The following is an 18,450-nucleotide window of genomic DNA, read 5'->3' on the forward strand; positions in this document are numbered from 1 at the left end:
TTGGCCACGGAGCGCAACCATCATCCCAATCCGGACATTCGGTGCAGAACCGGTCTTTATCCACATATTTACATCTATGGCCCCTTACAGTCATCTTTGACAGATAGACGGCATATACGCGGCATTGCGCTGACGTTCCACCATCCCCTTCCGCTACGCTTCACGCCCGGTATCCTGTGCCGATCTCCAGAAGCTTCCCCCTGGTAGGAGAACCCCCCATGACACGCAAACTGCGCTGTTACGCCGTCGCACTCGGCGTCACAGTCGCTCTGACGCTTGCCGGCTGCGGCGGATCCGACGACGGCGGCACCACGTCAGCCAACAGCAAGGGCTTGGAGAAAACCACCATTAAGGTCGGCGCTCTTCCGATCCCTGACCCTGTATCGCTCTACATCGCGCAGGCCAAGGGCTTCTTCAAAGAAGAGGGCCTGACGGTGGAGCCGCAGACCATCACCGGTGGCGCCGTGGCCGTCCCGATGATCGAGAGCGGCCAGCTCGACATCTCGCAGACCAACTACGTCTCGACCTTCGCCGCGGTCGAGAAGGGCAAGAAGATCAAGCTGGTCGCCGACATGTACCAGGCCGGCGCCAACTGCTTCGTCATCATGGTCCCCGCCGACTCGCCCATCAAGACGGTGGCGGACCTCAAGGGCAAGACGGTCCTCGTCAACAACCTGAACAACGTCGCCACCCTCGCGGTGGAGACGCAGCTCAAGGTCGCGGGCCTCACCAAGGACGACGTGAAGTTCGCCGAGAAGCCGTTCCCCGAGATGGGCAACGCGATCAAGGCGGGCCAGGCCGACGCCGGCTGGATCACCGAGCCCTTCATCACCGCGAACCAGAGCGCCAACGGCTTCCGCAAGCTGGCCGACACCATGACCGGCCAGACCGAGGACCTGCCGATCGCCGGTTGGATGGCCACCGAGGAGTGGGTGCAGAAGTACCCGAAGACCCTGGCCGCCTTCCAGCGGGCGATCGCCAAGGCGCAGCAGCTCGCCTCCAGCGACCGCAAGGAGATCGAGGCCATGCTGCCGAAGTACACCAAGATCGACGCCAAGACGGCCTCGGTGATCACGCTCGGCACGTACCCGAGTGAGCTGAACGCCAACCGCCTCCAGAAGGTGGCCGACCTCATGCTCGAGTACAAGTACCTGAAGAGCCCGATCGACGTGAAGTCCGTGATCGCGGCTCCCGCGTCGAGCGGATGACCGGTGCCCGGCTGCTCCGCGGCGCCGTCGGCGCCGCGGGGTTCATCGTCGCCGGGGAGCTGGTCCTCCGCTTCGTCGTGCCCGACGACCTGAGCTTCCCTCCCCCGTCGACCATCCTGCTCGAAACCGTGCGCCTGCTGGTGGACGCCGACTTCCTCGCCGGGATCGGCACGACCCTCACCAACTGGGCGCTCGGCATGCTGATCGCGATCTGCGTGGCGGTGCCGCTCGGCGTGCTGCTGGGCTCGCTGCCGCCGGTGGAGCGGGCCATCCGGCCCGTGCTGGAGTTCCTGCGCCCGATCCCCTCGGTGGCCATCATCCCGCTGGCCATCCTGCTCATCCCGGTGGACGGGATGATGAAGGTCTCCGTCATCGTGTACGCCTCGATGTGGCCGATCCTCATCAACACCCTCTACGGCATGCACGACGTCGACCCCCTGGCCAAGGAGTCGCTGCGCAGCTTCGGCTTCGGCCCGCTCGCGGTGCTGGCCCGGGTGAGCCTGCCGAGCGCGGCCCCGTTCGTGGCCACCGGCGTGCGGATCGCGGCCGGCATCGCGCTGGTCCTCGCGGTCAGCGCCGAGCTGGTCGCGGGCGGCGCCGCCGGGCTCGGCGTGTACGTCGTCCAGGCCAGCAGCGGCAACCGGGTGGACCTCATGATGGCGGCGACCGTCTGGGCCGGGCTGTTCGGCGTGGCCGCCAACCTGGTCCTGCTGGCCGGCGAGCGCCGCCTGTTCCACTGGCACCGCATGCGGACGGGAGCGCACTCGTGAAGGCACTCGCCCGGTTCTGGGTGATCCCGGTCGTGCTCGTCGTGTGGGAGCTGATCGGCCGCGCGCTGGAGGACACCGACTTCCCGCCGCCGACGACGATCGTCACCCGCATGTACGAGCTGTGGTTCTCCGGCCCGGTCTCCCGGCTCTTCCTGACCGACGACGCGGTGGACAACCTGCTGCCGAGCCTCGGCCGCATGTTCACCGGCTGGGTCCTGGCCGCCGTGGCGGGCATCCTGCTGGGCGTGCTGCTCGGCCGCTCGCGCACGGCGACCGACTACGTGGACCCGCTGATCGAGTTCGGCCGGGCCATCCCGCCGCCGCTGCTGCTGCCGGTCTTCATCGTGCTGTTCCAGGCGGGGCTGCCGATGATGCTGGCGGCGATCGTGTTCGGCGTGATCTGGCCGGTGCTGCTCAACTCGATCGACGGCGTGCGGACGGTGGACCGCACCTACACCGAGACGGCCGTCGTCTTCAACCTGTCGAAGGAGCAGTACCTGAGGCTGGTGCTGCTGCCCGCGGCCTCGCCGAAGATCTTCGCCGGGCTGCGGCTGAGCCTGTCGCTGGCGCTGATCCTCATGGTCATCTCGGAGCTGTTCGGCAGCACCAACGGCATCGGCTACCAGTTGCTCCAGGCGCAGCGCAGCTTCGACGGCGCCGGGGTGTGGGCCACGATCGCCCTGCTCGGCGTGCTCGGTTACCTGGTGAACTCCCTGTTCGTGCTGGCCGAGCGGCGTCTGCTCGTCTGGCACCGGCAGGCCACCCGCAACGCCACCTGACCTGGAAGCCACCTGACCTGGAAGCCACCTGACCTGGAAGCCACCTGACCTGGAAGCCACCTGACCTGGAAGGACGTATGCCGCACTCCGACGAGCTCCTCTGGGGAGCCGTAGGCGACATCTCCCGGCTGGCGGCCCTGCTCACCATGGCGGAGCTGGGCGTGGCCGACCACCTGGCGGACGGCCCGCTCGGCACGGCGGAGCTGGCCCGGCGCTGCGGGGCCGACGCGGCCGCGCTGCGCCGGGTGCTGCGCGAGCTGGCCGCGATGGATCTGGTCCGCGCGGCCGGCGGGGACTCCTGGGACCTCGCCCCGAGGGGCACCGCGCTGCGCTCGGACGTGCCCGACTCGGTCCGCTCGTCGATCAGGATGCTCGGCGAGGAGAGCTTCTGGACCGCCATGGGCCTGCTGCCCGCCACCGTGCGCGAGGGCAGCTCGGCCTTCGTCAAGCGCTACGGCCACCTGTACGACCACCTGGCCGCCGACCCGGCGGTCAGCGCCATGTTCGACGACTACATGAGGCGCCGCGCCCTGCCCTTCACCGAGGGCCTGGTCAAGGCGTACGCCTTCCCGCCCACCGCGACGATGGTGGACGTGGCCGGCGGCAAGGGCCACATCCTGGCCTCGGTCCTGCACGCCAACCCGCGGATGCGCGGCATCCTGCTGGACCTGCCCCACGTGACCCCGCAGGCGGAGCGGACCTTCGCCGAGGAGGGCCTGAGCGGGCGGGCGGAGGTCGTCGCCGGCGACATCTTCGCCGAGGTCCCGGCCGGGGGCGACGTCTACCTGCTGGCCAGCGTCCTGCACAACTGGGACGACGCCGACGCCGTCACCGTCCTCGGCAACGTCCGCCGCGCCATGCACCCGGCCGGCCGGGTGCTGGTGCTGGAGGCGGTGCTGCCCGACGACGCGGCGCCGCACCTGGGCAAGGACATCGACCTGCGGATGCTGGCGATCTTCAACGGGGGCGCCGAGCGCACCCGGGAGGAGTACGCCGCCCTGCTCCGCCGGGCGGACCTGGCCCTCGCCGACGTCGTCGAGCTGGGCTCCGGCGCGAGCCTCATCGAGGCCGTGCCCCGGTAGGCCCTCCCGGTGACCTCTGCCCCCGCCCTCCGTCCCGGCGGCAGGACGCAGCGGAGAGCGGGGGCAGCGGGCCAGGGAGGCCGACGCGGCCGGTCAGCCGCCCCAGCCCGGCACGGCCATCCGCACCGAGAGGGCGTGCTCGACCAGCTCGATCAGCGTGTTCTTGACGGAGTCCTTCTTGCGCGCGTCCAGCCGCACCATCGGAATGTGCGGGGCCAGGGTGAGCGCGTCGCGCACCTCGCCGTCGCTGTGCGGGTACTGCCCGTCCCAGCCGTTGATGCCGACGATGAACGGCAGCTGCGCCTCCTCGAAGTAGTCGATGGCCGGGAAGCTGTCGGCCAGCCGGCGGGTGTCCACCAGCACCACCGCACCGATCGCGCCGCGCACGAGGTCGTCCCACATGAACCAGAACCGGTGCTGCCCGGGCGTGCCGAACAGATAGAGGATCAGGTCACGGTCCAGCGAGACGCGGCCGAAGTCCATGGCCACGGTCGTCGTCGACTTCAGCGGCGTCATGCCCAGGTCGTCGATCCCCGCGGAGGCGTCGGTCATCACCGCCTCCGTGGTCAACGGCATGATCTCCGACACCGCGCCGACGAACGTCGTCTTGCCCACCCCGAAACCGCCGGCCACGACGATCTTCGTCGAGGTGAGTCCGGGGCTAGAGCCTGCGAAGTCCACTGAGCACCCTTTCGAGCAAATTCACATCGGGCCGGCCGGCGTCCTCCAGCTGTGGCTGGTGCACGCGGACCAGGCCCTCGGCCGCCATGTCAGCGATCAGCACGCGGACCACGCCGAGGGGGATCCGGAGAAGGGCGGAGACCTCCGCGACGGACCGGACCTGCCGGCAGAGTTGGCTGATCGCCTGGTACTCCGGCGTGATATGCGAGAACTCCCGGTGCTCGGCCGTCGCCGAGGACACCAGGGCCTCCATCGCCAGCTTGACCCGCGGCGCCGTCCGTCCACCGGTCACGGCGTAGGGGCGGACGGGCGATGCGGGGTCCGGGTTCAGCTGCGGCTGGGGTTGGGACTGGGGCTGAGGCTGCGACTCGGGCGCCCAACCGCCGCTGTTCCATCTGGGGTCCGTCATTCCATCACCTGGTCTGGCTGGCACGCAGCTCCGCGCGCACAGCGGGGGTCAGCACCTGCCCGGCGCGCTCGACCATCAGCGTCATCTGGTAGGCCACCAGGCCCATGTCGCAGTCAGGGGCGGCCAGGACCGCCAGGCACGAGCCGTCGCTGATCGACATGATCAGCATGAGCCCGCGTTGCATCTCCACGATCGTCTGGTTGACCGCCCCTCCCTCGAACACCCTGGCCGCGCCCTGGGTCAGGCTGACCAGCCCGGACGCGATGGCGGCCAGCTGGTCGGCGCGGTCGGCCGGGAAGCCCGAAGAGGCGGCCAGCGGCAGTCCGTCCGATGAGACGACCACCGCGTGCGCGACACCCGGGACCGTGCTGACGAAGTCGGTGATCAACCAATCCACCCCGCGTGCCGCGTGGCTCAGCTCGTTCATGCGCCCTCCTCCCTTTCGTCGTTCCGCGGGCCAGCGGAGAACGCCCTGCCCTCGCTGATGTCGTCGCGCGCCGCGCGGAAGCCCTGCTGGAAGCTGGACAGGCGGTTGCGGACCCGGTCCGGCGAGACCGACGGCATCGGCGTCACGCCCTTGGGCGCGGCCGCCGTGCCTGCCGAGCCCGGCACCAGGTTGGCCTTCGGCACCCGTTTGGGCAGCCCGGCGGCCGTCGATCCGTCACGTACCGGCTCCACCACGGCCTCCGCGGCGCTCCATCCCTCGTCCGCCTTGCTGGGGTTCCAGCTCTTGTCGCGCCCGAACCAGGCGGACTCTACGGCGGCGAAGATCGGCAGGTAGTCGTCACCGGCGGAGGCGGGCGGGACCGCCGGTATGGGGCCGGTGTCCCCGGCGTCGTCGGTGTACTCGAACCCCGGGCGCTGCGGCGGCATCGTGTCGCCGCTCCAGCCGCCGGGCGGCGGCTCGGGCGCCACCGGCCGTTTGGGCAGGCTGCCGCCGTTCCAGGCGGAGGTGCGGGGCGGCGACCAGACGTCGGAGCCGTCGAAGCCGCGCGGCTCCGGGGTCCAGGAGGCGGCGTCGGGCTGCCAGCCGGGCGGCTGCGGCCAGCCGTTCGCCTCCGGGTTCGAGGGGAAGGACGGGTGGCCGGGGCCGAGCTGGGCGGGCGGCTGCGGCCAGTCGAGGGCGGGCGGCGCGGGGTGCGGGCCCGCGTAGGGCTCGTCCCCTCCCCCGCCGGCGCCGGAGAAGGCGGCCATCGGGGTGTCGCCGGCGAAGGCGGGCGGTTGCGTGAACGGCTGCCCGTACGGCGGCTGCCCCAGAGGCGGGCCCGAATGCTGGCCCATGGCCGGCGCGGACGGCTGGTCGAACACGGGCGGCGGGCTGTACGACGGGTTGACGGACGGGTTGTACGAGGGGGGCTGGTTGCCGGAGAACGACGGCATGCCCGCGACGTGCGCGGGAGCCTGCCCGCCCAGCATGTTCTCCGGGATGAGCACCATGGCGGTCAGCCCGCCGGAGGCGTGCGGGCGGAGCTGCACCCGGATGCCGTGGCGGTGCGCCAGGCGGGCGACCACGAACAGGCCCATGCGGCGGGAGACCGACACGTCCACGGACGGCGCCTCGGTCAGCCGGTCGTTGGCCTGGGCCAGCTCGTCCTGGGTCATGCCGATGCCGTTGTCGGTGATCGACAGCATGACGCCGCCGCCGTCGATGCGGCTGCCGGAGACGGTCACGCGGGTCTCGCGCGGAGAGAACGACAGCGCGTTCTCCACCAGCTCGGCCAGCAGGTGGATGACGTCGTTGACGGCCTGCCCGGCGACCGAGACGCCATCGGGCACCTGGAGCACCACCCGCTCGTAGTTCTCGACCTCCGACAGCGAGGCGCGGGCCACGTCCACCAGCTTGACCGGCTGGCTCCAGCGGCGCGGCGGCTCCTGGCCGGCGAGCACCAGCAGGTTCTCGCTGTTGCGCCGCATACGGGTGGCCAGGTGGTCCAGCTTGAACAGGTTGCCGAGGCGCTGCTCGTCCTGCTCGCCCTGCTCCAGCCCGTCGATCAGGGTGATCTGCCGCTCGACCAGCGTCTGGCTGCGCCGCGACAGGTTCACGAACATCGCGTTGACGTTGCTGCGGAGGCGGGCCTCCTCGCCGGCCAGCCGGACCGCCTCGCGGTGCACCTCGTCGAAGGCGCGGGCGACCTCGCCGATCTCGTCGTGGGTGTCGACGCTGATCGGGGCGACCGGGCCGGGGCTGCCGTCGGTGCTCTCGCGCAGCGCCTTGACGGTCTCGGGCAGGCGCTGCCCGGCGATGTCGAGGGCCTCGCGGCGCAGCCGGCGCAGCGGCCGGATGAGCGAGCGGGCGATGAGCGAGATGATCGAGATCACGACGAGCAGCAGGAGCAGGATGAGGCCGCCGGAGATCATCGCCGAGCGGTTGGCGCCCTCCTCCAGGCCGCGGGCCCGCAGGATCACCGAGGAGGCGAGGTCCTTCTCCACGCTGCGCAGGGCGTCGATCTTGCCGGTGCTGACCTCGAACCACGTGGTGACGTCCTTGCTGACGGGGACGCCGATGCCGAGCGGCTTGCTCTCCGACGCCTGCGCCATCGCGCGCAGCCGGAACAGGTCGGTCTGGTCCACGTCACGGCCGACCACCGTGTTGCGGTAGAGCTCGAGCTGGTCGAGGTTGGCCAGCGTGGCGAAGAGGGTCTCCTCGCTCTCCTCGCGGGCCTTGGCGTCGGTGAGCGCCTCCAGCTCGCCGCTGTCGAAGCTCTTCTTGTCCAGGGCGCTGGCCAGGATGCCGCGCTGCTTGGACGCCTGCTCCTTGGCCCGGGCGATGGCGGCCATGGCGCTGGCGCTGTGGTTGACCTCGTCGTCCACGGCGACCTGGCCGACCTGGTCGTGGAACTGCAGGAGCGCGGCGATGATCTGGGAGTACTTGTCGATCATCGGCAGCGGCTGGATCTTGCCCTTGACCGCGGTGGCGCGCAGCGTCGGGATCTCCTCCAGGCGGCGCAGCACCGGCCGCACGGCGTCGCCGTGGGTGTCGCCGATCACCTGTCCGCGCTGCTTGGCGCCGTCGATCAGGGCGTCCACGCCGCTGTAGGTGGTCTGCAGCTGGGCCTCGCGCTCGCGGGGGCGGCCCTGGGCGATGAACAGAGCGGTCTGGTCACGTTCGAAGGCCAGCTCGTGGGTGACGGCCCCGAGCTGCTCGCTGAACTCGGCGACCTGCCGGAGGGTCTGGTAGGTGTGGGCGTCGTTGAGTGAGGTGATCACGCTCAGGCCGCCGAGCCCGACGGCCACGGCCGTGGGCACGACGATCAGCGCGATGAGGCGGGATCGCACGTGCCAGTTGCCCAGTCCGAACCTGCGCGAGGAGGGTTTGGACGGCTGCTGCTTCTGGTGCGCGTGCGGCTCGCGGTCGGCGGAAGCTTCAGCGCTCTGCGTTCTCACTTGCCTTCGCAACCTCTCGCCCCGGGAGGGGAATTCTCGGTGACCCTGCAGGTAAATGCGCGGTGGGGCAATTTGTACGTCCAGATAAGCGCCATTTGAGCACAAGGGCCAACGGCGGCCAACCACTGATCGTGCCCCATCGAGGCGTTTGTCCCCTACTGTCCGAAAATTACGCCAGAATCGGTAAACAACCGTCTATCTGCGGAAACGAGGTGTGAAAGATCGCTCCGCGAGCCACTTCCTCACCCGCAGAATGCATCGCCAGAATGGCCTCGCCAGCTACCTGAGTCCCCCCAGTACCTCCATTCCCAAACTGGACAAACGCCCACGTACTTACCGGTCGTCAAATTTTCACGATATAGCGACAAGCAGACATTGCAACCGCAAGTGTTATCTTCGCGATAATGACCACCAATTTGGTGCTACGGTCGAGCCCTGTTGCGCGTCAGGCGCATCGCCGCCGGCAGCAGAAAGCCGCCCGGTCCCCCCTGGCTCCATCTGAAGGGAGTCCCTGACATGAGGCTTGGCCGTCCCGCCAGGGCCGCCATCATCGGATTCGCTTTGACCCTCGCCGCCGCCTGCAGCTCCGGCGGCGGCGCGACGACCGCAAGCGCACCACCGGCCGCGTCCAACGGCGGCCTGGAGAAGACCAAGATCAAGGTCGCCACCCTGCCGGCCATCGACAGCGCCGCCCTCTACGTCGCCATCGACCAGGGGCTGTTCGAGAAGGAAGGTCTGGAGGTCACCCCGCAGGTCGTCCAGGCCGCGCCCGAGGCCATCCCCATGCTGCTGAACGGCGAGATCGACGCCATGTTCGGCAACTACGTGTCGATGTTCCAGGCCCAGGACAAGGGAACGCTCAAGCTGCGCATCCTGGCGGAGGGCTCACGAGCCGCCCCCGACTCCCTGAGCATCATGGTGCTGCCCACCTCCCCCATCAAGACGCCCAAGGACCTCGAAGGCAAGACGATCAACGTCAACGTCCTGCACAACTTCCAGGAGCTGGCCCTGACGCAGGTGCTCAAGGCCAACAACGTCGACCCCGCCTCCATCAAGTACGTCCAGGTGACGTTCCAGAACATCATGCCCTCGTGGAAGAGCGGCCAGATCGACGCCGCCTACCTCGGCGAGCCGATGGTCACCGCCGCCACCTCCACCATGGGCGCCCGCAAGATCCTCGACCCCGCCTCGGGGCCCGCCGCGGAGTTCCCCATCTCCGGCTACGTCAGCACGCAGGAGTGGTACGACAAGAACCCGCACGTCGCGGCGGCCTTCCAGCGCGCCATCCACAACGCGGCCAAGCTGATGGAGAACAACCGCGAGGTGGTCTCCAAGGTGCTGCCGACCTTCACGCAGATCGACGCGGCCACCGCCGCCACCGTGACCTTCCCCTACTTCTCCGGCAACGACAACCCGGTGCGGCTGCAACGGGTGGCCGACTGGATGCTGGAGGCCCACTGGCTGAACAAGGCGATCGACGTGAAGTCGCTGATGTCGCCGACCACGTCCGGGTAGACGTGAGCGCTTCCGCACTGGCCCCCGCCCGCCCGGCCGGCACCACCACCCGGTGGTCCCGGCGGGCGGCCGGGGCCCTCGCCTTCGCCGCCCTGATCGAGCTGGTCAGCCGGACCGGCCTGGCCGACCGCGAGTTCCTGCCGCCCGCGACGGAGATCGCCGCGCGCATGGGGACCCTCGCCCTCGACCCCGCCTTCCGCGCGCACGCCCTGACCAGCCTGCTCGCCTGGGCCGCCGGGCTCGGGCTCGCCACGGCCGCGGCGGTGCCGCTCGGGCTGCTGCTCGGCAGCGTCCCGGTCGTGGACGCCGCCACCCGCTCGGTCGTGGAGTTCCTGCGGCCGATCCCGTCGGTCGCGCTGATCCCGCTGGTGGCCCTCGTCATCGGCACCGGCCTGCAACTGCGGATCTCGCTGGTGGTCTACGCCGCGTTGTGGCCGATCCTCTACAACACCATGTACGGCCTGCGCGGCGTGGACCCGCTGGCCAAGGAGTCGCTTCGGTCCTACGGCTTCGGCCCGCTGCCGGTGCTGCTGCGCGTCTCGCTGCCCTCGGCCGCGCCCTTCATCTCGACCGGCGTCCGGCTGGCCGCCGGGGTCGCGCTGATCCTCACCGTCAGCACGGAGATCGTGGCCGGGCGGGGCGAGGGCGTGGGCGTGTTCATCTACTTCGCCGGCCTCGCGGTGCCCGCCAGGATGACCGACATCCTGGCCGGGGTGTGCTGGGTCGGGCTGTTCGGCGTGGCGGTGAACGCGCTGCTGGTCGCCTTCGAGCGGCGGGCGTTCCGCTGGCACCACGCCCGGTTGGAGGAGCGGACATGAAGGTCGCCGCAGACGTCGCGGCGGAGGCGCCGGCGCCGGTCGAGGTGCTGCCCGCCCGCGCTCCCCGCGCCGCGGGCCTGCGGAGGGCCGCGTTCCGCTGGCTGGTGCTCGCGGTGCTGCTCCTGCTGTGGGAGGCGGCGACCCGGGCGGCGGGCAGCGCGTTCTTCCCCGCGCCGAGCGCCATCGTGGTCAGGATGCGGGAGATGTGGTTCTCCGGGCCGCCGCAGCGGTTGTTCCTGACCGACGTCGCCGTCCGGAACATCCTGCCCAGCCTCGGCCGGATGGCCGCCGGGTTCGCCGGAGGCGCGCTGGCCGGGGTCGTGCTCGGGCTGGCGGTGGGGCTGTCGGCGCGCGTCTACGACTACCTCGACGGGGTGCTGCAGTTCCTGCGGGCCGTGCCGCCGCCCGCGCTGGTCACCGTGTTCCTCGTGGTGTTCGGGTTCGGGCTGCGCATGCAGCTCGCGTTCATCGTGTTCAGCATCGTGTGGCCGGTGCTGCTCAACACCGCCGACGGCGCCCGCTCGGTGGAGCCGCTGCACCTGCAGACCTGCCAGGTGTTCCGGCTGTCGCGGGCCGAGCGGCTGTGGCGGGTGATCCTGCCGTCGGCGCTGCCCAAGATGTTCGCCGGGCTGCGGCTGGCGCTGTCGCTGTCGCTGATCGTCATGGTCTTCTCCGAGCTGCTGCCCGGGACGACCAACGGGATCGGCTTCCAGCTCACCGAGGCATACTCGATGTTCGACCTGACCGCCATGTGGGCCGGGATCGTGCTGCTCGGGGTGCTGGGCTACCTGCTGAACGAGCTGTTCCTGGTGGCCGAGCGGCGCGTGCTGGCCTGGCACCGCGCGGCGCAGGAGCCGGTCGGCTAGGGTTCGGGCGGTGAGGACCATGGTCGTGGGGGGCGGCATCGGAGGTCTCGCCGCCGCGTTGAGCCTGGCCGCGGCCGGGCTGGAGTGCGTGGTCGTGGAGGCCGCGCGAAAGATCAGGCCGCTCGGCGTCGGCATCAATTTGCAGCCGCACGCCGTGCGCGAGCTGACCGAGCTGGGCCTGGCCGGCGCCCTCGCGGCGCTCGGCGTCGAGACCAGCTACATGACCTTCGCCGACCGGCACGGCAACGTCATCCTGGCGCTGCCGCGCGGCCGGTCGGCCGGCTACCGGTGGCCGCAGTACAGCATCCACCGCGGCGAGCTGCAGCTCGCGATGCTGGCCGCCGTCGAGGAACGCGGGGTCCCGGTCCGCACCGGGCTGCGCTTCGAGGGCTTCGCGCAGGACGGCGACGGGGTGTCCGTCACGCTGCGCGGCCACGACGGGCGGGTGCTGCGGGAGCGGGTGGACGTGCTGGTCGGCGCCGACGGCGTGCAGTCGGCCGTGCGCGCCCGGCTGCACCCGTCCGGCGACCCGCTGCTGTGGGCCGGCATCCGGATGTGGCGCGGCGTCGCCGAGTCCGACCGCATCCTCGACGGCGCGACGGTGCTGGTCGGCGGCTCCAACGCGGCCGGTAAGTTCGTCACCTACCACATCTCGGCCGCCGACCCCCGGCTGGTCAACTGGGTGGCCGAGGTCAAGGTGGCCGGGCCCGGCCCGGTCACGGCCGCCGACTGGTACCGGGAGGGCGACCGGGCGGAGGTGGCGGCGCACTTCGCCGGGTGGAGGTACGCCCTCGCCGACATCCGGGGGCTGCTGGCCGCCACCGAGCGCATCCTGGAGTACCCGATGGTCGACCGCGACCCGCTGCCGCACTGGGGCGAGGGCCGGGTGACGCTGCTCGGCGACGCCGCCCACCCGATGTACCCGATCGGCTCGAACGGCGGCTCGCAGGCCGTGCTCGACGCCCGCGTGCTGGCCCGCTGCCTGGCCACCTGCGACGACCCGGTCAAGGCGCTGCGGGCGTACGAGGACGAGCGGCGCCCGCCCACCTCGGAGCTGGTGCTGGCGCACCGGGCGCTGCCCATCGACGAGACCATCCGCCTGGTGACCGAGCGGGCGCCCGGCGGCTTCGGCGACATCGCGGAGGTGCTGACGGAGGCCGAGCTGGCCGCCATGGCCGCCGCGCAGCGGCACATCTCCGACGCCGACGTCCGGGCGCTCAACGAGCGGGAGTCGTGGAGCGTGCCATGACTTTCCCAGGTTGGCGGAGTAAGATCGCGCCCTGAAGAGGTTTACCTGACCGACATGTCCAGCTTCACCCGCTCCGCTAGAGTCTTGTTCTGACCCTTCCCCGGAGTCGCGGCCACCCTCCGCGGTCTCGCCCCCCTAGGAAGCGCATTGCTAGAGATAGACAATCTCTCCCACGTGTACGGCGCCGGCAGCCCGAACGAGCACCGCGCCATCGAAGGCCTCAACCTGAGCGTCGCCGCGGGCGAGCTGCTGTGCATCGTGGGGCCGTCGGGCTGCGGGAAGTCCACGCTGCTGCGCTCGATCGCCGGGCTCATCAGCCCGACCGGCGGTCAGGTCAAGGTCGAGGGCAACGTGGTGCGCCGGACGCCGGACAACCTGGCCGTGGTGTTCCAGGACTACAGCCGCTCACTGTTCCCCTGGATGTCGGTCGCCGACAACGTCGCGCTGCCGCTGCGCCGCAAGGACATGGACAAGAAGGCCCGGCGCGAGGCCGCCATGGAGGCGCTGGAGTCGGTCGGCCTCGCGGGGGCGGAGCGCAAGTACCCGTTCCAGCTCTCCGGCGGCATGCAGCAGCGGGTGGCGATCGCGCGGGCGCTGGCCTACCGGCCGACGCTGATGCTGATGGACGAGCCGTTCGGCTCGGTGGACGCGCAGACCAGGGAGGACCTCGAGGACCTCGTGCTGAAGGTGCGCGGCCACCACCAGATGACGATCGTGCTCATCACCCACGACATCGACGAGAGCGTGTACGTGGGCGACCGCGTCGTCGTGCTGTCGAAGGCGCCCGCGCACGTGGTCGGCGACCTCAAGGTCGACCTGCCGGGGCCGCGCGACCAGATCACCACCCGCGAGCACCCCGACTTCGTGCACCTGCGGGCCGAGGTCGGCCGGCTGGTGCGCGGGCACGCCGCCGTCGTCTGACGGCCCCTACCGGGCGTCGAGCAGGGCCGCGAGCGGCCCGCGGAGCTCGCTGGGCACCAGGTTGAGCCGCTCGAAGTCGGCGGTCGTGGCCCACGCCAGCTCGAAGCTGTTGTCCGGACGATGCTCCACGGCCTCCTCCCCCGCCAGCACCGACGTGCCCGTCACGCCGGTCATGAGGAAGTAGGAGGCCGGGCGCGCGCCGTGCCGGCCGGTCCACAGCAGCCGCTCGATCCGGCCGGTCAGCGTGGTCTCCTCCGTCAGTTCGCGCAGCGCCGCCGTCTCGGCGCTCTCGCCCTCCTCGACGTGGCCGCCGGGCAGGACGGCGTAGCGGTGGCCGGGGCAGAGCGGGCCCGGCGCGGCCGCCTCCCGGCACAGGTTGCAGCTCGCGAAGCCGGGGTCGCGCCGGAAACGCTTGATGACCAGGACGCGGGGGCCGTCGAGGACGACCGCGACCGCTCGGGGAATCGGCATGCCCCCGATCCTGCCGCACCGCCCGCCCCCGGAAGGTGTCTTCGGGTCGCTCACTCCCAGCGGAACAGCCGCACGGCCAGCAGCCCCACGGCCACCAGCCAGACGGCCATGACCACGACCGCCGCCAGGGACGGGGCCGCGCCGTACCAGGTGTCGCGCAGCGCCCGGCCGAACGAGCCGGCCGGCGTCAGGTCGCCGATCACCCGCACCGGCGCGGGCAGGGACTCGCGCGGCACCCACACGCCGCCGAGGAACAGCAGCGGGAACATCAGCAGCGTCCCGAGCCCGGGCGCGGACTTCGCCGACGGCGACAGCACCGCGACCAGCAGCCCGAGCGCCATCAGCGACGCCGTGCCGAGCAGCAGCACCAGGACGAACCCGGCGAGCTGCCGCGGGACGGCGATGCCGAGCACCAGCGCGCCGCAGGCCACCATGATCGCGGTGGCCGCGAACACGAGGGCCAGGTAGATCGTGAGCTGCACGGCGAGCAGCCGCCGGGGCGGCACCGGCGTGGTCGACATCCGGCGCAGCACCCCGCTGTCGCGGTAGCCCGCCACCGAGATCGGCAGCACCGTGAACGCGGTGATCGCCGCCGACATGAGCGTCATCGTGGCGGGGAGCTGGGAGTCGAGGTAGCTCTGCCCGCCCAGGACCGGCGAGGGCCGGCTCATGTCCGGGATGCTCAGCCCGAGGACGAGCAGTAGCGCGAGCGGCATGAGCAGCGGGAAGGCGATCGCGGGCGGCTCGCGGAGCAGCAGCTTGACCTCGGTCCACACCATCACGGCGAGGGGCGACCTGCGGCGTGACGGAGCCTGGGCGGCGGTGGTCATGAGGGTCCTCCCGGTTCGCCCGGCGGGTGGCCGGTCAGGGTGAGGAAGGCGTCGTCGAGGGTGGGGTGCTCCACGCGCAGCTCCCGCGGCCTGACGTGCCGGGCGGACAGCGCCTCGATGACCGTGACGGCCATGTCGCCGGTGCCGGTCACGACGACCCGGCCCCGGTCGCGGGTGACGGCGCGCACGCCCGGCAGCCCGGCCAGCACGTCGTCGGGGACCGGCGCGGTCGGCCGGAACTCCATCCTGGCCGCGTCGCCGGCCAGCTTGACCAGGCCCTCGGGGGTGTCCAGGGCGACCAGGCGGCCGCGGTCGATGACGGCGACCCGGTCGCACAGCCGCTCGGCCTCCTCCATGTAGTGGGTGACCAGCACGATCGTGGTCCCGGCCGCGCGGATGTGCTCGATGAGGTCCCAGGTGTCGCGGCGGGCCTGCGGGTCCAGGCCGGTGGTCAGCTCGTCGAGTATCGCGACGCGGGGGGCGCCGACCAGGGCGAGGGCCAGCGACAGGCGCTGCTTCTCGCCGCCGGACAGCCTGCCGAACCGCCGGCCGCGCAGGTCGTGCAGCCCGACCTCGGTGAGCAGCGCCTCGCCGTCCACCGGCCAGCCGTAGTAGGAGCCGTACAGGTCGACGGCCTCCCAGACCTTGAGCCGGTCGGGCAGGGTGGCGGCCTGGAGCTGCATGCCGACGCGGAGGCGCAGCTCGTCGCGGTCGCGGGCGGGGTCGAAGCCGCAGACGGCGATCTCGCCCCCGTCGCGGGCGCGCAGGCCGGCCAGGCACTCGACGGTGGTGGTCTTGCCGGCGCCGTTGGGGCCGACGATGCCGAGGATCTCGCCCTCCGCCACCGTGAACGACACGTCGTCCACGGCGACCAGGTCGTGGTAGCGCTTGCGCAGGTGGGCGACGTCGATGACGACGTCGTCCGGCTGCCGGGCCGTGCCGGCCGCCCGATCGCTCACCATGATCGCCCCTGTCTCCGGTGCCGGGGGCGCCGCCGTGATTCCCCTGGATCGACCACGGCGGCGCCGGGCCTGGCGGCCCCATGTGCCGGGCCTCAGCCGGTGTGACCGGTTGTCGCCCGAGTCCTCACCGCTGCCATCCTCCGCGCCCGGCCACTCCCGGCCCCAGAGTCGAAAGGGCCGCCCGGCGCGGCGAAGGTCCTGCCCGCGACGCCGAAAACGGGTTGCGCGGCCGGGGAGGATGGCGAGGTGGACCGAGAACTGATCAGCGCGATCGCGCACCTGGACCATCCCGTGGCCGCGCCCGTCTCCGACACCGCCGTCGAGCGCCTGCTGCGCCGGGCGAAGCTGCCGGACGGAGCGCGCCTGCTCGACCTGGGCTGCGGCCCGGGAGAGTGGGCGCTGCGCGCGCTGGAGCTGGTCCCGTCGGCCACCGCCGACGGCGTGGACCTCTCCCCGCACGCCGTGTCCGCCGCCGGGCGCGCGGCGGCGGCGCGCGGCCTGAGCGGCCGTTTCACCGCGCACCTCGGCGACGCCACCGCCTTCCCGGCCGCCGAGCCGTACGACCTGGTGCTCGCCGTGGGCTCCACGCACGCCTTCGGCGGGCTGAAGGGCACGCTGCGGGCCGCCGCCCGGCACCTCCGCCCCGGCGGGCTGGCCCTGGTGGGCGAGGGGTTCTGGGAGCGCCCGCCGGGGCCGGAGCTGGAGGCGGCGATCGGCGGCTACCCCGATCTGGCGGGGACGGTGGACAGCGCCGAGGCCGGCGGCTGGCTCACCGTCCACGCCCACGTCAGCGACCGGGCCGAATGGGACGACTACGAGTTCTCCTGGACGGGCGGCCTGGCGCGCTGGGCCGCCGAGCATCCGGGCCCCGACGCCGAGCACGTCCTGCGGGTGATGCGGGAGCACCGCGAGCTGTGGCTCACCGGCTACCGGGACGTGCTCGGCTTCGTCACGCTGCTGCTGCTGCGCCGCCCGTGACCGGGCGGCGGGCGCTCAGGACGTGCCGTTGACCAGCGCCAGCGCCAGCTCCGGGCTGAACGTGCCGGCCGGGGTCGCCGGCGCGATGCCGCACGGCCCGTCGGAGTCGCCCGGCACCTTCACCCACAGCAGGTACTCCGCCCCGCTCGCCTGCTGCCGCGGCGTGACGCCGAGCTTGCGGCCGGGCGGGTTGCACCAGTTGTCGTCGGGGGTCGCGTCCGTGTACGGCCCGTTGCCGTTCCTGCTGGTGTCGATGACGTACTTCTTCGCCCCCACCGTGCCGGCCAGGTGGCCGTTGACCGCGCTCGCGTAGGTCTCGCTGTCGGCCGTGGTGATGTAGTTGGAGACGTTCACCGAGAAGCCGCGGGTGTTCGCGATGCCCGATCTGACCAGCAGGGGCGCCAGGTCCACGGCCCTGATCCAGGTGGCGTTGCCGGCGTCGAGGTAGACCCAGGCGTTGGGGGCCTGCGCCCGCAGCACCTGGGTGGCGTCCAGCAGCATGCGGTACTGGTCCTCGGGGTCCTTGCCGACCTTCGTCACGCAGCCGGCGGCCGCCACCGCGTCCGGCTCCAGCACCACGAGCGCGTGCCGGGTGCCGATCGCGCGGGCGAACTCGGTGATCCACGCGTGGTAGCCGGCCGCGTCGCCCGCGCCGCCGCCGGAGTGCCCGGCGCACGCGTCGCGGTTGGGGATGTTGTAGGCGACCAGCATCGCCAGCCGGTCGGCCGCCTGCGCCCTGCCGACGTAGTCGTCCACGGCGAGCGTCAGGTCGCTGTTCCAGCCGCCGAACCACTGGAAGATCGGCCGGCTCGCGATGCCCGCCTCGATGGCCGCGGCCTGCGGCGCGTCCGGGTGCGTGTCCACCCACACGGCGGGGTTGGACAGGCGGGAGGCGTACAGCGCGGTGGGACGGGTGGCCTGCGTCTCCAGCAGCGAGACGTTGTCGAGGCGCACGGTCGGCGTGCCGCCCGAGCCGCCGAGCTGGAAGGTCACCTCGGCGGCCGTGCTGGAGGCGGCGGCCGCCGTGAACGGGATGCTGTAGCGCCGGCTCGACGTGGTGAGCCGCACGTCGGTGGCGAGGGACTGGTTCGTGCTCGGGGTGGCGGCGTACTGCACGGTGGCCCGCGCCGTGAGGGCGGTGGTGGCGTAGGCGTCGAACGACAGGGTGTAGCTCCTGCCGGGGGTGAGCGGGGCCGCCGTGGGCGTGGCCACCATGGCGTCCCACGGAGCGGCGACGACGGACGTGACGTCCACCCGCATCCGGCCGGACTCGGCGCTCGCCGCCGCCTGGCCGATCGCGGCCCAGGGGCTGACGGAGGAGGTGAAGGCGCCGTTCGCGACGAGTTGCGTCGCGGCCTCGGCGGGGGCTGCGGGGGTGAGGAGGAGACCGGTCAGGACGGCGGCCAGGGCGGTGGATCCGCCTGCTCGTAAGCGCACGTGATCACCTTTCGGCGGGTAACGCCGTTGATCATCACTGACCGTTCCGACTCCGGTCAAGGGCGCCGGTGAGCAGAACCACCGGAACAC

At 71.8% G+C, this 18,450-nt stretch carries 18 protein-coding genes; 10 read left to right on the top strand and 8 right to left on the bottom strand.

What is annotated here, in order from left to right; translation table 11 throughout:
- The first annotated feature begins 332 nt into the window (after positions 1-332).
- The 4 genes from MF672_RS48220 to MF672_RS48235 all read left to right on the top strand — a co-directional run bounded on the left by MF672_RS48220 (position 333) and on the right by MF672_RS48235 (position 3,839).
- Entirely contained in the window at positions 333-1,208 is an 876-nt protein-coding gene (locus MF672_RS48220) for an ABC transporter substrate-binding protein (protein WP_242383521.1), read from the top strand.
- Positions 1,205-1,978 (top strand): ABC transporter permease, encoded by a 774-nt coding sequence (locus MF672_RS48225; RefSeq protein ID WP_242383522.1) that lies wholly within the window; start codon positions 1,205-1,207, stop codon positions 1,976-1,978. The genes MF672_RS48220 and MF672_RS48225 overlap by 4 nt, the downstream gene beginning before the upstream one ends.
- Complete coding sequence (locus tag MF672_RS48230; protein WP_242383523.1) at positions 1,975-2,757, top strand: ABC transporter permease; 783 nt, start codon at positions 1,975-1,977, stop codon at positions 2,755-2,757. The genes MF672_RS48225 and MF672_RS48230 overlap by 4 nt, the downstream gene beginning before the upstream one ends.
- A 77-nt stretch (positions 2,758-2,834) precedes the next feature.
- Positions 2,835-3,839 (top strand): methyltransferase, encoded by a 1,005-nt coding sequence (locus tag MF672_RS48235; protein WP_242383524.1) that lies wholly within the window; start codon positions 2,835-2,837, stop codon positions 3,837-3,839.
- Between the two features lie 93 nt (positions 3,840-3,932).
- Here the strand turns inward: MF672_RS48235 and MF672_RS48240 are convergent, their stop codons facing one another.
- The 4 genes from MF672_RS48240 to MF672_RS48255 are packed head-to-tail and all read right to left on the bottom strand — an operon-like array spanning position 3,933 to position 8,313.
- On the bottom strand, positions 3,933-4,520 hold the full coding sequence (locus tag MF672_RS48240) for a GTP-binding protein (protein WP_091093469.1): 588 nt from the start codon (positions 4,518-4,520) through the stop codon (positions 3,933-3,935).
- Positions 4,501-4,929 carry a DUF742 domain-containing protein gene (locus MF672_RS48245; RefSeq protein WP_242383525.1) on the bottom strand — a complete coding sequence of 143 codons (429 nt, stop codon included), beginning with the start codon at positions 4,927-4,929 and terminating at the stop codon, positions 4,501-4,503. The genes MF672_RS48240 and MF672_RS48245 overlap by 20 nt, the downstream gene beginning before the upstream one ends.
- 4 nt (positions 4,930-4,933) lie before the next feature.
- Positions 4,934-5,356: a roadblock/LC7 domain-containing protein gene (locus MF672_RS48250; RefSeq protein ID WP_242383526.1), complete on the bottom strand. Its 423-nt coding sequence runs from the start codon at positions 5,354-5,356 to the stop codon at positions 4,934-4,936.
- Complete coding sequence (locus MF672_RS48255) at positions 5,353-8,313, bottom strand: nitrate- and nitrite sensing domain-containing protein (protein ID WP_247815803.1); 2,961 nt, start codon at positions 8,311-8,313, stop codon at positions 5,353-5,355. The genes MF672_RS48250 and MF672_RS48255 overlap by 4 nt, the downstream gene beginning before the upstream one ends.
- Positions 8,314-8,829: 516 nt before the next feature.
- Here MF672_RS48255 and MF672_RS48260 point away from each other — a divergent pair.
- The 5 genes from MF672_RS48260 to MF672_RS48280 all read left to right on the top strand — a co-directional run bounded on the left by MF672_RS48260 (position 8,830) and on the right by MF672_RS48280 (position 13,682).
- Positions 8,830-9,828, top strand: coding sequence for an ABC transporter substrate-binding protein (locus MF672_RS48260; RefSeq protein ID WP_242373307.1), 999 nt, complete (start codon positions 8,830-8,832; stop codon positions 9,826-9,828).
- Positions 9,829-9,830: 2 nt separating this feature from the next.
- Positions 9,831-10,646 (top strand): ABC transporter permease, encoded by an 816-nt coding sequence (locus MF672_RS48265; RefSeq protein WP_302893426.1) that lies wholly within the window; start codon positions 9,831-9,833, stop codon positions 10,644-10,646.
- Positions 10,643-11,512 (top strand): ABC transporter permease, encoded by an 870-nt coding sequence (locus tag MF672_RS48270; protein ID WP_242373306.1) that lies wholly within the window; start codon positions 10,643-10,645, stop codon positions 11,510-11,512. Before MF672_RS48265 ends, MF672_RS48270 begins: the two co-directional genes overlap by 4 nt.
- A gap of 19 nt (positions 11,513-11,531) precedes the next feature.
- On the top strand, positions 11,532-12,761 hold the full coding sequence (locus tag MF672_RS48275) for an FAD-dependent monooxygenase (RefSeq protein WP_242373315.1): 1,230 nt from the start codon (positions 11,532-11,534) through the stop codon (positions 12,759-12,761).
- Between the two features lie 174 nt (positions 12,762-12,935).
- Positions 12,936-13,682, top strand: coding sequence for an ABC transporter ATP-binding protein (locus MF672_RS48280; RefSeq protein WP_242373305.1), 747 nt, complete (start codon positions 12,936-12,938; stop codon positions 13,680-13,682).
- 6 nt (positions 13,683-13,688) lie between these two features.
- Here the strand turns inward: MF672_RS48280 and MF672_RS48285 are convergent, their stop codons facing one another.
- The 3 genes from MF672_RS48285 to MF672_RS48295 are packed head-to-tail and all read right to left on the bottom strand — an operon-like array spanning position 13,689 to position 15,945.
- Complete coding sequence (locus tag MF672_RS48285; RefSeq protein ID WP_242373304.1) at positions 13,689-14,153, bottom strand: NUDIX domain-containing protein; 465 nt, start codon at positions 14,151-14,153, stop codon at positions 13,689-13,691.
- Between the two features lie 50 nt (positions 14,154-14,203).
- Positions 14,204-14,983, bottom strand: coding sequence for an ABC transporter permease (locus MF672_RS48290; protein ID WP_242373303.1), 780 nt, complete (start codon positions 14,981-14,983; stop codon positions 14,204-14,206).
- The gene (locus MF672_RS48295; protein WP_242373302.1) at positions 14,980-15,945 is read right to left on the bottom strand and encodes an ABC transporter ATP-binding protein; all 966 of its coding nucleotides are present in this window, start codon (positions 15,943-15,945) and stop codon (positions 14,980-14,982) included. The genes MF672_RS48290 and MF672_RS48295 overlap by 4 nt, the downstream gene beginning before the upstream one ends.
- A 246-nt stretch (positions 15,946-16,191) precedes the next feature.
- Here MF672_RS48295 and MF672_RS48300 point away from each other — a divergent pair, with 246 nt between their 5' ends.
- Positions 16,192-16,923, top strand: a complete 732-nt coding sequence (locus MF672_RS48300; RefSeq protein ID WP_242373301.1) for an SAM-dependent methyltransferase — start codon at positions 16,192-16,194, stop codon at positions 16,921-16,923.
- A gap of 15 nt (positions 16,924-16,938) precedes the next feature.
- Here MF672_RS48300 and MF672_RS48305 read toward each other — a convergent pair whose 3' ends face one another.
- On the bottom strand, positions 16,939-18,360 hold the full coding sequence (locus tag MF672_RS48305) for a glycoside hydrolase family 6 protein (protein ID WP_242373300.1): 1,422 nt from the start codon (positions 18,358-18,360) through the stop codon (positions 16,939-16,941).
- Between the last annotated feature and the right edge of the window lie 90 nt (positions 18,361-18,450).

This window comes from Actinomadura luzonensis, from assembly GCF_022664455.2.
In the GTDB taxonomy this organism is placed as follows: domain Bacteria; phylum Actinomycetota; class Actinomycetes; order Streptosporangiales; family Streptosporangiaceae; genus Nonomuraea; species Nonomuraea luzonensis.

Bases quoted from the DNA above. Each gene is read 5' to 3' on its own strand.
- MF672_RS48285 (WP_242373304.1), bottom strand. From the start codon at position 14,153: ATGCCGATTCCCCGAGCGGTCGCGGTCGTCCTCGACGGCCCCCGCGTC.
- MF672_RS48270 (WP_242373306.1), top strand. From the start codon at position 10,643: ATGAAGGTCGCCGCAGACGTCGCGGCGGAGGCGCCGGCGCCGGTCGAG.
- MF672_RS48245 (WP_242383525.1), bottom strand. From the start codon at position 4,929: ATGACGGACCCCAGATGGAACAGCGGCGGTTGGGCGCCCGAGTCGCAG.
- MF672_RS48235 (WP_242383524.1), top strand. From the start codon at position 2,835: ATGCCGCACTCCGACGAGCTCCTCTGGGGAGCCGTAGGCGACATCTCC.
- MF672_RS48295 (WP_242373302.1), bottom strand. From the start codon at position 15,945: ATGGTGAGCGATCGGGCGGCCGGCACGGCCCGGCAGCCGGACGACGTC.
- MF672_RS48225 (WP_242383522.1), top strand. From the start codon at position 1,205: ATGACCGGTGCCCGGCTGCTCCGCGGCGCCGTCGGCGCCGCGGGGTTC.
- MF672_RS48250 (WP_242383526.1), bottom strand. From the start codon at position 5,356: ATGAACGAGCTGAGCCACGCGGCACGCGGGGTGGATTGGTTGATCACC.
- MF672_RS48290 (WP_242373303.1), bottom strand. From the start codon at position 14,983: ATGACCACCGCCGCCCAGGCTCCGTCACGCCGCAGGTCGCCCCTCGCC.
- MF672_RS48275 (WP_242373315.1), top strand. From the start codon at position 11,532: ATGGTCGTGGGGGGCGGCATCGGAGGTCTCGCCGCCGCGTTGAGCCTG.
- MF672_RS48260 (WP_242373307.1), top strand. From the start codon at position 8,830: ATGAGGCTTGGCCGTCCCGCCAGGGCCGCCATCATCGGATTCGCTTTG.